This is a genomic window from Pararhizobium sp. DWP1-1-3 (assembly GCF_049896125.1).
Classification (GTDB): Bacteria; Pseudomonadota; Alphaproteobacteria; order Rhizobiales; family Rhizobiaceae; genus Pararhizobium.
Window position 1 is genome coordinate 55663 of record NZ_JAFCTR010000004.1, and the last position, 14021, is coordinate 69683.

At 57.4% G+C, this 14021-nt stretch carries 15 protein-coding genes; 7 read left to right on the forward strand and 8 right to left on the reverse strand.

From position 1 onward, the window contains the following. The first annotated feature begins 172 nt into the window (after positions 1–172). Together ACP7BS_RS11290 and ACP7BS_RS11295 are read left to right on the forward strand one after the other, a co-directional pair. Entirely contained in the window at positions 173–2356 is a 2184-nt protein-coding gene (locus tag ACP7BS_RS11290; protein WP_426238181.1) for a hypothetical protein, read from the forward strand. Further along, the gene (locus tag ACP7BS_RS11295; RefSeq protein ID WP_426238182.1) at positions 2356–4404 is read left to right on the forward strand and encodes a hypothetical protein; all 2049 of its coding nucleotides are present in this window, start codon (positions 2356–2358) and stop codon (positions 4402–4404) included. The genes ACP7BS_RS11290 and ACP7BS_RS11295 overlap by 1 nt, the downstream gene beginning before the upstream one ends. A gap of 209 nt (positions 4405–4613) precedes the next feature. Here the strand turns inward: ACP7BS_RS11295 and ACP7BS_RS11300 are convergent, their stop codons facing one another. Both ACP7BS_RS11300 and ACP7BS_RS11305 read right to left on the reverse strand, forming a co-directional pair. Then, positions 4614–4907: a hypothetical protein gene (locus ACP7BS_RS11300; RefSeq protein WP_426238183.1), complete on the reverse strand. Its 294-nt coding sequence runs from the start codon at positions 4905–4907 to the stop codon at positions 4614–4616. A gap of 55 nt (positions 4908–4962) precedes the next feature. Further along, positions 4963–5241, reverse strand: coding sequence for a hypothetical protein (locus ACP7BS_RS11305; RefSeq protein WP_426238184.1), 279 nt, complete (start codon positions 5239–5241; stop codon positions 4963–4965). Between the two features lie 122 nt (positions 5242–5363). Here ACP7BS_RS11305 and ACP7BS_RS11310 point away from each other — a divergent pair, with 122 nt between their 5' ends. Together ACP7BS_RS11310 and ACP7BS_RS11315 are read left to right on the forward strand one after the other, a co-directional pair. Continuing rightward, entirely contained in the window at positions 5364–6698 is a 1335-nt protein-coding gene (locus tag ACP7BS_RS11310; RefSeq protein WP_426238185.1) for a hypothetical protein, read from the forward strand. A 10-nt stretch (positions 6699–6708) separates the two neighbouring features. Beyond that, positions 6709–7239, forward strand: coding sequence for a hypothetical protein (locus ACP7BS_RS11315; protein ID WP_426238186.1), 531 nt, complete (start codon positions 6709–6711; stop codon positions 7237–7239). A 766-nt stretch (positions 7240–8005) separates the two neighbouring features. Here the strand turns inward: ACP7BS_RS11315 and ACP7BS_RS11320 are convergent. Further along, positions 8006–8860 carry a Hint domain-containing protein gene (locus ACP7BS_RS11320; RefSeq protein WP_426238187.1) on the reverse strand — a complete coding sequence of 285 codons (855 nt, stop codon included), beginning with the start codon at positions 8858–8860 and terminating at the stop codon, positions 8006–8008. Positions 8861–9191: 331 nt separating this feature from the next. Between ACP7BS_RS11320 and ACP7BS_RS11325 the strand changes: the two genes are divergently transcribed. The 3 genes from ACP7BS_RS11325 to ACP7BS_RS11335 all read left to right on the forward strand — a co-directional run bounded on the left by ACP7BS_RS11325 (position 9192) and on the right by ACP7BS_RS11335 (position 10690). Beyond that, a complete protein-coding gene (locus ACP7BS_RS11325; protein ID WP_426238188.1) occupies positions 9192–9875 on the forward strand; it encodes a lysozyme in 684 nt (227 codons plus the stop codon). Positions 9876–10052: 177 nt separating this feature from the next. Further along, the gene (locus ACP7BS_RS11330; RefSeq protein WP_426238189.1) at positions 10053–10280 is read left to right on the forward strand and encodes a hypothetical protein; all 228 of its coding nucleotides are present in this window, start codon (positions 10053–10055) and stop codon (positions 10278–10280) included. A gap of 2 nt (positions 10281–10282) precedes the next feature. Next, the gene (locus ACP7BS_RS11335; RefSeq protein WP_426238190.1) at positions 10283–10690 is read left to right on the forward strand and encodes a DUF1515 domain-containing protein; all 408 of its coding nucleotides are present in this window, start codon (positions 10283–10285) and stop codon (positions 10688–10690) included. 349 nt (positions 10691–11039) lie between these two features. Here the strand turns inward: ACP7BS_RS11335 and ACP7BS_RS11340 are convergent, their stop codons facing one another. The 5 genes from ACP7BS_RS11340 to ACP7BS_RS11360 all read right to left on the reverse strand — a co-directional run bounded on the left by ACP7BS_RS11340 (position 11040) and on the right by ACP7BS_RS11360 (position 13616). Then, positions 11040–11333 (reverse strand): hypothetical protein, encoded by a 294-nt coding sequence (locus tag ACP7BS_RS11340; RefSeq protein WP_426238191.1) that lies wholly within the window; start codon positions 11331–11333, stop codon positions 11040–11042. A gap of 242 nt (positions 11334–11575) precedes the next feature. Beyond that, entirely contained in the window at positions 11576–11986 is a 411-nt protein-coding gene (locus ACP7BS_RS11345) for a response regulator (RefSeq protein WP_426238192.1), read from the reverse strand. Positions 11987–12325: 339 nt separating this feature from the next. After that, the gene (locus ACP7BS_RS11350; protein WP_426238193.1) at positions 12326–12658 is read right to left on the reverse strand and encodes a response regulator; all 333 of its coding nucleotides are present in this window, start codon (positions 12656–12658) and stop codon (positions 12326–12328) included. A gap of 518 nt (positions 12659–13176) precedes the next feature. Further along, a complete protein-coding gene (locus ACP7BS_RS11355) occupies positions 13177–13374 on the reverse strand; it encodes a hypothetical protein (protein ID WP_426238194.1) in 198 nt (65 codons plus the stop codon). A gap of 59 nt (positions 13375–13433) precedes the next feature. Continuing rightward, entirely contained in the window at positions 13434–13616 is a 183-nt protein-coding gene (locus ACP7BS_RS11360) for a hypothetical protein (RefSeq protein ID WP_426238195.1), read from the reverse strand. Positions 13617–14021: the final 405 nt, after the last annotated feature.

Sequence of the window (14021 nt, forward strand, 5' to 3'; positions counted from 1 at the left end):
TGTTCACCAGACGGCATAACGGAGGCCTTTACTGATGGTCGGTTTCATATTTGGCGGAAACACAGGCGAGACCGCAGGGACTCTCAAGCGCAAGCGCGAGACGATCGAGGCGCTCCAGAAGCAGATCATGGGACAGACGCCGAAGACCACCTACGAGGGCATTGCCGCTGTCATGAAGGGTGTTGGCGCCGGTATCGGCAAGCGCCGGCTCGATAAGGTGGAGAAGGACGGCGCGGCCGATTTTACGAGCAATGTCTTCAATCCGCTTGTGGGTGGGTCGCCGTTCGTGCCTGCGGCCATGGGCAATGCCATGCCAAAAGTGGACAGCGCCGGAAACATTCCGGCCACACCATCGACCTTCGCATCCGACGATATCAAGGGCGGCATAGCCTCAACTGCGTCGTCGCTCGGAATTGATCCTGTCGATCTTGCCACTGCCATCTCCTACGAGACTGCAGGAACCTTTGATCCCCGAAAGAAGGGTCCTGTCACGCAATGGGGCCAGCATGAGGGGCTTATCCAGTTCGGGGAGCCGCAGGCGAAGAAGTACGGTGTTGACTGGGAAAACCCCGTCGGCTCGCAGTTGGGGCCGGATGGCGCGGTGGCCAAATACTTGAAGGACGCCGGCGTTCAGCCAGGTATGGGCATGATGGATATCTATTCCGCCATCAATGCCGGCCGTGTGGGTCGCTATGGTGCCTCCGATGCCAACAATGGCGGTGCTCCCGGTACCGTGGCCGACAAGGTCAACCAGCAGATGGCTGGCCATCGTGCTAAGGCCTTGGCAATGTTCGCCGATGCGCAGCCGCAGGAGGTCGCCAGCCTCGATCCTTCTGCCCGTATGACCCCGATGCCGGTTGACCGAGGCGCGATGCTTGCTGAGCCAGCCTCGATTTCACCAGAGGATGCTGCGCGGCTTGCTGCCATGCGGGGCGACACCAGCGGGGCCGTTCCATATTCCGGACCGGGCGCCCAGATCGATAACCCCATGGCGGTGTACGACACACAAGGGCTGCGCATGCCCGGAAACGGTAGCCAGCCGCAAACCGCAGCGGCCGCAATCGAAGCTATCTCCCCAACGCAACAGCCGGGTTCACTGTCTGACGAGGTTGCGGCGTTTCAGGCTACTCCTGACTATGCTGCCCAGTTTCCAGGTCGAGAATCCACCCCCACGCAGGCCCGGGCAGACAGTCCGTTCGTCCCGGCCGAGTTCCGGGGTTCACAGCAACTCATGGGCGCGACCGGCGGAATAATGCCGGCCCTCATGGGTGGACGCCCGGCGACGGATGAACAGATGGCGCAGGCCCGTCAGGCTGCACAGCAGCAGCCGTCGCAGCAATCGAGTGTCCAGCAAAAACCGCAGGGAGCAAACGCGCTGGGGCTCGATCCTCGACTGATTGCCGCACTGTCGAATCCATTCGTTGCTCCAGAGCAAAAGGCTATCCTTCAGGCTATGGCGGAACAGCAGATGCAGGAAGCGGCGGCTGTCCGCGAACGTTCGATAAAGGCCAGTGATCCATCAACACAATTGGAAATGGACTACAAGCGCGCCCAGATCGAAGCGCTGAAGGCAAAGGGCGACAAGCAGTCGCTGATCAATGCCGGGGATGGCAGGCTTTACGATCCAAATAGCGGAGCCTGGATATCCGCACCCGATGCGGCTCCCAAAGATGGAAAGTTCCGTTTCGATGGAAAATCGGTCGAAGCACAGGCGCTCAATGGCCTGATGGATTCGAACACAATCACGCCGGAACAGGCACAGCAACTTGGCGCCGGCAAAACGATCACGGGTCCGAATGGTGAAATCATGTTCCTGACCCCCGACGGAGTGTTTAGTCGGCAGGGTAATGGTGGGCAGCCGCAGGCAGGCCCGACCCAAGGCAACACTGTGCCGCAGACGCAAGCGCAGCCCAATTTAGGGAAACAGTCGGCCATGATCCCTTTGACAGAGCCGAAGGTCACCATCGACGAAAAGAAGGCAATGACCTTTGCCGATCGGATGAAGGAGTCCGGGCTTGTCATCGATGAGCACGGTGCGGCTGGTCAGGGCATCGTTGATACGCTCGCCAGCAAGATACCTTTCGCTGGAAACTACATGGTCAGTGACGAATTCCAGAACCTCGACCAGGCGCGCCGAAATTTCATCAACGCCCAGCTTCGCCGTGAATCGGGCGCGGTCATTTCCAATGAAGAGTTCGACAATGCCAACAAGCAGTATTTCCCACAGCCGGGAGATAACAAGGAAACGATCGAGATGAAGCGCCGCAACCGTCAAACCGTCACCGACGGCATGGCCCGCGATGGTGGCCCGACCTACGGCGGCGACAACACCGTAGACCCGCTGGGTATCCGCTGATGCCGACAATCAAAGAAGTGCGGGCTCAATATCCGCAATACGACGACATGTCGGATCAGCAGCTGGCCGACGCGCTGCATACGAAGTTTTATTCGGACATGCCGCGCGCGGACTTCAACGCCAAGATCGGCATGGGTCAGCAATCGCCCCAGCGAAGCGGCCAGCATCTGTCGTTTGAAGACGGCGCGGCTTTGGTCGATCGAGAAGAGCGGATGTCAGGCGTCAACGGTGCGACAGGTGCCGCCCTGACGGGGATACTCGACGGCGTGCCTATTGCTGGCCCAGTTTTGCTTGGGACCGCCCAGCGCGGCGCTGCAGGGCTCTCATCTCTGATAAACGGTGAAGACTATGCCACGAACCTCAAAGAGGCCCAGGCGCTCACCGAAACCGCGCAGGAACAGCATCCGAATGTGACGATGGGTGCAAACCTCGTTGGCGCAGTCGGTGGTACCTTGCCGATGATTGCGGCAGCGCCAGCGGCATTCGGGGGTGGGGCTGGAAATCTGTTCATGCGCTCACTGGCGGCCGCTGGGAGTGGCTCGGCCGTGGGTGGAGCCGACCAGGCTGTGCGATCCGGTGGCAATCCCGATGCTGTCATCGACGGGATGAAATGGGGTGGCGGCACTGGCCTTTTCGGGCCAGTCACGGGAAAAGTTGTTGGTGCTGGCGCTCGGGCCGCGATGGATCGACTGAAGCTGGGGAGGGTCGCCAAAGCTGCCGGAACCAAGGCCTCCACAGTTGCCAAGCTGGCAAAGGCCATCATGGGCGACGGCATGGATGAGACCGCTATGCGCGCCCGTCTCGATACGCTTGGCCCGAACGGAATGATTGCCGACCTGGGGCCAAACCTTCAGGGCCAAGCCGGTGCATTGGCTTCCATGCCCGGTCGCGCTCAGGAAATCATGCGGTCGGCGCTCGATACCCGAAACACCGGAGCAAACGCCCGTATCGGTGCCGCCGTCGACGACAGCATGGGACGGAACGTTATACCCAGCGAAGTTCAAGGCAATATTGCCGCCAACCAGCGCGCGGTAGGGCCTGCGTATGGTCAAGCGTTCGAAAATGCGCCGCGCTATGATATGACGCCGATTGCCGACGACATCGATTTGTCCGTCAGCCGTTTACGTGGCCCGGCCCAGACTGCACTACGCCGAGTTCGCGGAATGCTGAACATAGAAGGCACGGAACAGCTCTCCGCAGATCCGAGCGTCATGTTTCAGACGCGCCAAGCGATTGACGGCATGCTGACTGGCGAGGTTGATCCCAAGGTCATCAACGCCCTGTCGGAAGTCCGCCAGCAGCTCGACGATGGGCTGATACGGGCGGTACCGCGTATCAAGGAAGCAGATGCCTCCTATGCGGAGCTTGCACGTCAGAACGATGCCCTGACCCGAGGCCAAACAGTTCTCGACCACGGTCGCACAGCGCCACGGCCGGCAGAGCTGGCTCAGGAGTTTGAGCATGGCGCTCTGCCACAGGGAAGGCAGATTGGGCCATCGGCGGCGCCGTTACGCTTGAGACAGGGAGCGCGGGCCGAAGTAGACCGCATTCTTGGTTCCAACGCGAACGACGTTGCCAAGCTCAACAATCTCATCAAGAGCGAAGGCGATTGGAACCGGGACCGTCTTGCAACGCTGTTCGGGCAGGATCGGGCAGATCGGCTGTTTCAGGTGCTGGACAACGAACGGACATTTGCCGGTACGCGACAGTCGGTCATGATGAACAGCGAAACTGCTCGTCGACAGGCGCACAGGGCCGAACTTGGCGGCGAGGGCGACCCGAACTTTACCCGGAATGCCTTCGCGGCTGGCGGTCTCAGCGGCACGGCACGGGCAACAGGTGTAAAAGCTGCAGACAAGATCATGAACATGATCGTTGGAAGTCGTCGCGAGGCTGCAAATGCTTCATTGGCTGAAGCGATGGTGACTAATCGGGCTGCGATGGTTGATGCACTTGCAAAGGCTCAGCGCAGCGGCGGCAATCCCGCCCTGGTCGAGGCCCTTACGAAATCAATCCTGCTTGGGGGCGGAACCGCGCGGGCGCGATGACGGGTCCAGCCAGCAGCAAAGGCCATAGAACAGCAGCATAAACACTGCTCCGCAGAAGAATCCGTTCGTGAAAACGGAACCGCCTGAATCAATCCCCCAAGCAATCCCCCGTCCGATCACCCACAGGATGGCGGCAGTCACGACGACACATGCGATTTGAACGATCCGGATCATGAGGTGACAATGCCTTAAAACACTAGGGAAGTGAACTAGGAGGCGGAGCCGATGCTGATCGGAATAAATCCCGCAACGAACACCGCAAGACCAGCGGGTACCTGTAACAAAATCTTGTGTAGCCCAAGCCACTGCTGAGGGTAGTTCCACCAGTCATTCGATACCGACTGGCCGCGAAACATCCACACGGCCTCCAATACCGACATTTCCGTCCAAACTCCACTCTGCAAATACCAGTAGCATTGGAGCAATCCGATGCCGATGCCAGCCAAAAACAACAGGCAACCGGCTGAGATAAAAGCAACTGATGCAAAATCGTCTTCGCGCACGAACGCCCCTTCAGAAGTCAATCAAATTGAAAAAAGGTAGAACAGCATGGAAAGTTCAATTGGCAGTTTCCTTCGGAGGAGCTACCAGCGCGGCAATCTGCTGATCAAGAGCGTCACGAAGTTGCTTTGCCACATCATTGTCAAACCGAAGACGCGCGACAATGGCTGTCTCTGCCCGAAGAGCGCCGTTCTCGTCGACTCCTGCACGGGTAGTCGAAAGGCACATTACATGTTGACTGCCCCAGAAACCGCCCGTGGCAATGCCATTAACGACAAGCTCCCGACCTTCAGTCAGGTCAACGAAATAAGTTTCCTCTGAGCTCTTAACCGTCATATTTGATCTCCCTCTTTTCCGAGATCATTGAATCAATCAGGGCGAGAGTCGAGTCCTCCTACAGCTACAATCTGACGTTTCCAGCCTCGCAATCGCGGGGCTTTTTCTATTGGAGAATGCCCATGCCAAGAGTAGGTGGAGTATATAGCCCCCCGGCCGGGACGAAGGGCGTTCCGAACACGACCATCCAGTCGGCGCCGTACAATGCCCTCGTGGATGATCTTTCGCTTGATGCGAATAACCCACGTCCCATCACTGCCGGCGGTACCGGGGCATCAACAGCATCCGGAGCGCGCGCTGCTCTTGGAACCGACAATGCCGACAATCTGACCTCTGGGACGGTCGCGGATGCACGGCTACCGGCGACGCAGACCGGCAAGACCTTTACTGGAGCGGTGGTTATCAAGAACGCGTCTGATCGCATTCTCGCGTTTCAGGACGCCGCAGGCGTGGTGCGCGGTCGGTTGGTTCACGGCGCGGTTCCCAGCACTATTTTCCATCAACTTTATGATGCTGCAGGGACGTTTCTAAAGCAGCTCCAGTTGCCGCCGACAGGAAGCATGACCTGGGACGGGCAGACGATCTGGACGTCGGGGAATGACGGTGCCGGCTCGGGACTGGACGCTGACCTGCTTGATGGACAGGAGGGAGCCTTCTACCAGAACGCTGCCAACCTCACGGGCACGATACCCGACGCGCGCTTGCCCAGCACCATGTCGGCCAAGACGTTTACGGGAAACGTCCTTTTGACTGGCGGCGACTACTTTGTTGACAACAGTTCTGGCGACCGTCGGCTAGTGCTACGGACTGCTGCCGGTGTCATTCAGGGTGCCTTCGGGAATACGCTATCGACTGGCGCCAACTTCATCAATGTCCACGATGCGGCCGGGACTTTCCTGCGAAATCTGGTCATGCCTCGAACCGGAAGTATGACATGGGCAGGTGATACCGTTTGGACCGCCGGTAACGACGGCGCCGGTTCAGGACTTGACGCCGATCTGCTGGATGGACAGCAAGGCGCGTATTTTGCTGACATACCGTCCCGTCTCGGGTTTACGCCTCTCCAACAGGGCGGAGGCGGCGGCCAGGGTACCAACAAAATCTATATTGGATGGCTTGGAAGTCAGCTCGGCGTCCAGATCGACGCATCCAACCAGAGCGCCAACTGGCCCATTAATATCACGGGAACGATCAACGGCATCGCGTCGTCGAGCATCGCTCAGATAGTCAACACGACCAATGCAAACGAAATCAACTTTCCGGTTGGTTGGACGATTGCATTGATTGCCAGTTCCGGCATTAGCCGCAACGGGGGCTGCACGCCGTGCCTGTTTACAGGTGACAGCCAAGCCTACGTGAATTTGGGCGATAGCGGCGCTGGATCTGCGCTCCCCGGCACCTGGCGCGCATCCGGGCGCTACTCCAGCGGCCTGTATGCCGTTACCAAGATATTCTGAGGAGGTAGTTATGGCAGTGCAAGAAGCTGAATTGACAACACAAGAAGCTGAGAGCGTCCTTTCTCCGGTTGGCTCTCTAACGTTCATTCGCGTCATCGATGCCCACTACATGGACAATATCGGCACGATACAGGCGATTATCATTGTCGAGTTCGATGGGATCGAGAGTGAAGTTCCGTATGTCACCAATCCGACAGACCCCTACAGTCTGTCTCCGGCCATTCGCCAATGGTTTCTCGACAATCCTGAATTTGTGATCGGGCCATACGTTCCGCCGCCGGAGCCAACGCCGGAGGAGCTTCGGGCGCTAATGCCTGCGCTCCCGCGTCTGACCTTCCGGAATCGTTTCAAGGCTGCAGGCATGACGACAGCGGTGATCAATAATGCGATTGCTGCGATCGAGGATGAGAGCGAACAAGAGGACATGCAGATCGCCTGGGAGGATACCCAAAGCTTTGGTCGTCTCGATCCGTTCGTGATCATGGTTGCAACGTTTGCCGGCAAGACGTCGGCGCAGATCGATACGATCTGGACAGCCTGAAACCCGGTCGCCGCCTGACCGAAAGCGACCGGGTACTTTCGCTTCACGTATCACCGCATGGAGCGGCAGGGCGATATCAAACAAACATGAGAATTGGAAGGCTGCAGATAGCCAGCGTCAAGGCAACGCCCGTCGTTATCCGGGCCGCCTTGATCAGCCAATGGCGCTTTCCATCCCAATCGTATGTCATTCCTGCCCCTCAGTTTCGCACAGATTTGGTGCGGCACGGCAGAACGTCAATACCCACAAAAGGACAAACAACAGGTGCCCGAAGCGGTCACCCGCTCCGGAGACGGGTTAAGTTTCCGACCGCCCGTCCGACGGCGATTATGGATAACCGTCACACCTGAACCCTCTCGGGCAGATTTATTGTGCCAGATTTACCGCAACTTCCAAGTGCCTTTTTGGCGGTAACCGCCTAAGCGACCAGGGAGTACGTCTCAATTGCCGCCATCAAAGCCGATGCCAGAGTAGTTCTCATCGCCACCGCAATATGCCGAATGTTCTTCAGCCGGCGCGGCCTTTCCCAGTCGTAAACCATCCTGATCTCATGATCATAACGCGGGGACATCCCGCCGGACCTCTAAGGTCGATGGTCGGTACGTTTCGCGGCTTGCCCGAATCTTTCCATCGCATCAAAATCAGAGGACATCTGTAGGCGGGTTTGATCCTGAAGCGGGCCGGACAAACGTCTTGGCCCCGCCACCTTTGGGTAACAGGGCCAGAGGCGTCATCGCTCGTCTCGCGGTCTTGGTTGGTCGCGGTTTTAACCGGCCAGTTGCCCGGCGCGAGCGGCGATACGCCCAAAGATATCCTGAACCGGTTCGCGCATCTTGAAGGCACGACGGACGCGACGAGGTAGAAGCGCCTTTAGGTGCTCGCGGCCGGAATCCAGCCCGACAATTGGCGCATACGGCACCATGGAACGATGTTGATCGCCAGGATAGAGGCGCGTGAATTCTCGGAAGTTGGCGAAGCCCTCGATGTTGTTGGAAGTTAGAAGAAACGTCTCGGCCGGAACACCCTCGGCGAGGATTACGTCATGGCTATCCAGAACAATCTGATAATACTCGATCGTCTCGCGGTGAGGCGCAGGCGCAATCGAAGTCCCGTTGACTAGGTCCTTAACCCTAATCAGCACGCCACCGATGAAAAGAGCATGGCCGGGAGAGAGATAGAGATCCTGATGAGGTGTGTTGTGGCCAAGCGCGTGCCGCCAAATGCGGATCGGCACGACGTTGTCGTTCCAGGCTAGGCCGCTTCGCTTGTAGAAATGGCGGCCGATCCATTTCACCGCCCGAACGTTTCCGCCCACTGTTTCAACGAGATTGCCGATTTGAAGGTCCTCAATGAAGACCTCGCCTGTCGGGGTTGCGATCGACGTGCCCCGTAGAAAGCACATTGCGCTGCCCCCGGACTGTCCATTCCCCCCGGGCTGGCCATGGCCTTTGCCTGGGTGGTCGCCCCCCGTTTTCCACCACGACTTTGCCTGGGCGTGGGTGACCGAAGATGAAGATATCGCGGCTGCTACGAGAGCGATTTTTGCAGTCGCGGCCGTCGCCAATCCGAGAAAATGGCGCCGCTCGAGATTACTCTGATTTTGCGGGTCGTTGCCTGTCATGTCCTCTCCTTCCCGGCGTCGAGCCGACTAAAAGTTCGAGGTAGATGTTGCATCCGATTGGACAAACTTGAAATAGCCCATTGGGGCATCCGCCGTAGCTCAATGTGAGTATTTTTGGGGGGGGGCGGGGCCGTCCGGGGCAGTCTGATGCCCGCATGCCCGGCGATGGGCAAAGACCGGACCCAAGCGGGGGACTTGCGTCCGGGGAGGCCAAACAACTCAGTGGCGCGGGTGGTTTAGGCCTCAGCCGACCCTGGGAATCCACTCCGCAGACCAGCTTTCGTACAAACTACCGTATCAATTCTTTGTTCCAACATCAAAGGACATCATCATGACACGACGCATCAACGCGGCGGGGCTTTCGCACATCAAACAGTGGGAAGGCTGTGAACTCGTCGCCTACAAGGACATCGCTGGGGTTTGGACCATCGGTTTCGGCCACACCTCGGCAGCAGGCATTCCCAACGTCAAGCCTGGAATGCGGATCAACGAGGTTGAGGCGGAGCACATCCTCCGCAATGACCTCGCCGTATTCGAGGCCCGCGTTGAACGTCTGGTCAAGGTGCCTCTGACTGACAACCAGTTCGCCGTCCTCGTCTCCTTCGACTTCAATACCGGCGCCCTTCACAAGTCCACGCTGCTCAAGAAGCTCAACACTGGCGACTTCGATGCTGTCCCGACCGAGCTGATGAAGTGGGTCAACGCTGGGGGCAAGAAGTCGAAGGGCTTGGTCAATCGGCGCTCGGCTGAAGCTGGCCTGTGGGCCAAGGGCCAGTTCGTCGCCAGCAACACCGTATCGGTCACGAAGGCCGTCAATAAGAAAGATGTGGCGGTCATCGTCGGCACGGGCGCGGGCGGGGCGGCAACATCGATCGTTCCCGTCCTCCCTGACGTTTTAGACGCCGTGACCAAGCAGCACGATGATCTGACAAGCGGGGAGTGGGCTCGGATCATCGTTGCGCTCGTGATCCTCTCCCTGACGATCTACGGCATCTATCGCAAGGTACGGTCGTGATCAGCAAAGTCTCGGCCATCGTCGGCGGCGTGGGCGGGCTAGTGCTCGCTTTCGTCATCTTCCAGCTCGCGAACACGCTTTGGCTTCTCCCTGCAGCTCGTAATGAGGGCCGGGATCTTGAGCGAGCCGACGCCCTCCAGAAATCAATCGAACTCATTCAGAAGCGGAGCAAGACCAATGCCGAAGTTCGTGACTTATCCGCTGGTGGCTTGTGTGCTGCTCTGGGTGGCATGTTTGTTGATGGGGTGTGCCAGTAGCACGGCCGCCCTCGATGGCGCCGGGTTTGAGCGGCTCACGCCGGCGCCTGTTTCCAGGCAGTTCATCATCGCCAACGATATTGAATTTGCCCGGCAGGTCGCGGCACATAATGCTACCTGTAATGCGCAGCATGGGTGCCGGAAATAATCATGGCATCCAATGACGACATCATGCTCGCGCTTGGGAAATTGCAAGAGGGCGTCGACCGCCTTCGGGTCGATTTCAAAGATGAAAAAGGAATGGCGCATGAAAGCCGCGCGGTGATCCACCAGCGGCTCGACAACCAGGCCCTGCAGATAGCCCACATGGAAACGACAATAGCAGTTAGAGGTCAGATCGACGCTCAGGTGAGGGGGGAAATCCAAGCGCTGAAAGAGACAGTGGAGAAAAATCAAGAGGCTGTGTCCCCAACAGTTGCGGAGTGGCAGCGCATGAAGACGCTAGGGCTCGGCATGGCAGGGCTGATCGCCCTCGCTGGCCTGACGATAGGTGGAATAGTCGCCTACATGAGCGAGACGGCCGTCTCGGGAATTCGGCACTGGTTGAAAATCCCGTAAAAAAAGAGCCTCACCAGCAATGCCGGGAGGCTCCTCAAAACCCACAGCGTTCGAGGTCTACGGGTGTGGGCAAATGAAGACATTGTGTGAGGATTGTCAATTCCCAGCCGCGAAATCAACCCCTAGGATTAGCCGTCTATTATCGTCCAACTCACCGACCACTCTTCTCTACCGCCTTCGCTATGCGTGTAGACCCCATGATCAGGCACCCTCGCATTTAGAGTGACGAATCCAGGCGGTGTTGACCCAGTCGGGTTCAGGGCCCGCAGATTTTCGAGCATCTCGTTTAGATGGCCGACATTTCTGGCATTTGGACGGCCAGGCTTCGATATCGTCCAAGCGTAGATGCTCATGGCTTTTCCGTCTCATCCACATAGGCTTTGACCAGCCTATCGGCAGAAGGGTACGCACCGAGGTCGGTTGCATCACCACTGTCCGCCGCGTCCTCGTCGGGATGTGGATTGTCTGCGTACATAATCCGCAGATTTTTCAGGACTTCCTCCATGGCGCCGATCGTTTCCATGGTGCCCCAGCCGTTGGTCGTTGCGCGATCAATTATGACCTGCAGCGATCCGTCAACCTCCTCCTGACAGAGTAGATGTCGGTCCTCGTGGGTGACCGGAAGTTTCGGGGTATTGATCATCGTGGTTCCTCCATGCAAAGAAACCGCAGCGAATTCCGATTGTTCCAGGGAGGCGCTAAAACGCTATTTTCCGTTAGAAGGATGGTTTTCGAGTTGTTGCCGGAGGCGGGCTTGTCTCAAAGCTTCTGTCTTCCGTCTTTCTGCGGCCAGGCGGGCTTCTTCTGACGAAACCGCATATATCTTCGCCGTTTCGAAATTTCCGCGAGGCGACGCACCTCGTGGCCGTCTGGTTTTTACCTCGGTCATGCGATCGGCTCCCGTAGTGCAAGCATCGCGGCAATGGAATTCTTGATTGCATTCACCAAGATTTTGGGCTGGCACGGTTTACTCACCCAGGCTCCACGAATGAGAATCGGATCGATTTCGTCCTGGGTAGACCCAGAGCAGACAATAAATGGAATGGAATCTTGGTGGAGACGCGATGCCACCCCAGTGCATGACCCATCTTTCAGACAAATGTCCAGTATCGCTGCATCAGGAGAATGATCGGCGAGCCAAGCCGACGCCTCCGAGCAGGAATAACAAATGTGGGTCGTGAAACCCGCGTTTTTAAGTATTTGTTCGAAGTCCATCGCGATCAGCGGCTCGTCCTCAAGGATGAGGATAAGATTAGCATTCGCTTCATTAATATATAATAGGTCGCGGTGAGGCATGGCTCTGCTCCAATAGGGTGGGCAAGAGCAGATTGTCTCTTAAACAGTCACAGCCGAAAAATGGATGTAGTGGGACCGGTATGGTCAATATACACCACAACCACTCAAGAGACTAATTGAATCCCAACGTTTCTAATGGGCCATTGCGGTGCTGATCGAAAATGACCCCGCAAAAGCGGGGCGAAGTTGACCTTGTGCCGAGGAGGGGCACCGGCGAATAAGCAACTAAGGTATGGCTGCTTTGTTCCCACGGAGACGTCAGTTGGCGGACGATCAAGCGACTTCGTAGACGTCGGCAACGTCGGCTTTGTCTCGCAATTTTTTGAATGCCTTAGCTTACTACAGGGCTCGTATCGCGTCGATGAGACGCTGGGAATTGGTGGGCTTTCCAAGGTTTACGACGTCAGCAAGGAGGGGATGCCAAGCCAGCCCGCGTGTGTCCCTCGCCGAAGCCAGGACATACGGCACTCCTAGCTCCTTAAGGTGGAATGCGACCGGGGCAGCGTTTTCAGCACCTAGATTGACATCTAATACCGCAGTATCGGGGCGTTCCTTGTCAATCAGCTCAATCGCCTGCGTTACCGAACTGACCGGGCCAAGCACCCGAAACCCGCCTTTTTCGAGGACGTCTTGCAGGTGCAGCGCGATAAACAATTCGTCTTCAACGACCAAGACGGAGCGCCTGCGCTCTGTAGTTCCGTGGGAAGTCCCCGTCATGTTCCCTCACAGCGATACATTCACCCCCAAAATACATCAGATCGCAAATGGGTTCCACAATCCAATAAGTTCCCGTGTACCGGCTGTTTCATCCTCAATCGAATCGCCAGATTTGCCGTTTGGTCAGCATGGCGTATTCTTTTTGGATGGACGCCGATATCGAAACCGAAATCGAAATGGTCAGACGTCACGTGCTCCGTGGTGAGACCATCATTGGGAAGCAGCATATGCTGATAGAGCGTCTCAGAAACTTGAGCATTTCGACTGTCGAGGCTGAGCGACTTCTGGATACCTTTCAGAGTATACAGGCGTTACACCTGCTGCATCTCTCTAGGATTAGTCGCTGACCGCAATCTCGGTTACAGACGACCGCTCGTCCGTCCCAGTGGTCGGCCACGAGGCGTTCGATGCAGGCCACTCGGTTGCGCCGCGTGGGAGCCAACATGGCAGATTAAAACTTCCTGACTGACGAGCTAGAGGCTGCCCTCGTCCTTGAAGTACCCTGGATACTGGACTTCCTCCGGATCCGGCTCGTTTGGCTTCGGCTTTTTCGCTTTTTGTCGGCGTTGCTCGTCGACCATGCTGCCGTCATCCACGCCTGCCGGTGGTTGCTTGTCCTCAGGTCCGGTTACCTCTGCAAGCAGTGATTTGGCGTAATCTTCGATGGACATTGGCGTTCTCCTTTCCGGGAAAACGGCAGGAGTAGAGGATGGTTCCGCTACTGGCCTTCCTAAACCTCGCCCTTCGCATCAAGCACGATTTTCAGCGTGCGGATCATCTCTGCCAGGTCGAGCAGAACACCCTTCAGGTCATCATTGTTTCCGGCGGCCTCCGCCATCAGTGACGCTATTTCAATGTCTCGCAGCGGATCGTTCGCTCGACGACCGGGGCGGACGCCGGTCTCGATACGCATCTCACGCACCATTCGTACACCCCGCTCGATCAACCGTCGGCGCTCATCAATGCCCGACGTTATAGGACCGTTTGCTGCACGGATAAATTCGGCTACTAAATCTGTGGAGGAACTCAATGGATCGTCCCTCCGGCTCGCTGAGCAAATTGAAGATTGAGCTGGGTAACCCATTTGCCAGCCTGTACAGCGTCAAGTCTGTCCAGAGCGATATCGTTCACGGCCGCTGGCTTGCCCGTGAATATGTCGTAAACAGTCCAAAAACCATCAGAGTTCCTACGCAAGTCGAAGCGCTTCGGTGGACTTAATTTCATGATCAGGGACCGTTATTGAGCGGGACGCGGGAATCAATCGACCGGGCAAAGAAAAAGGCCGAGCGTTTGCCCGACCTCTCAAATCGCCACACAG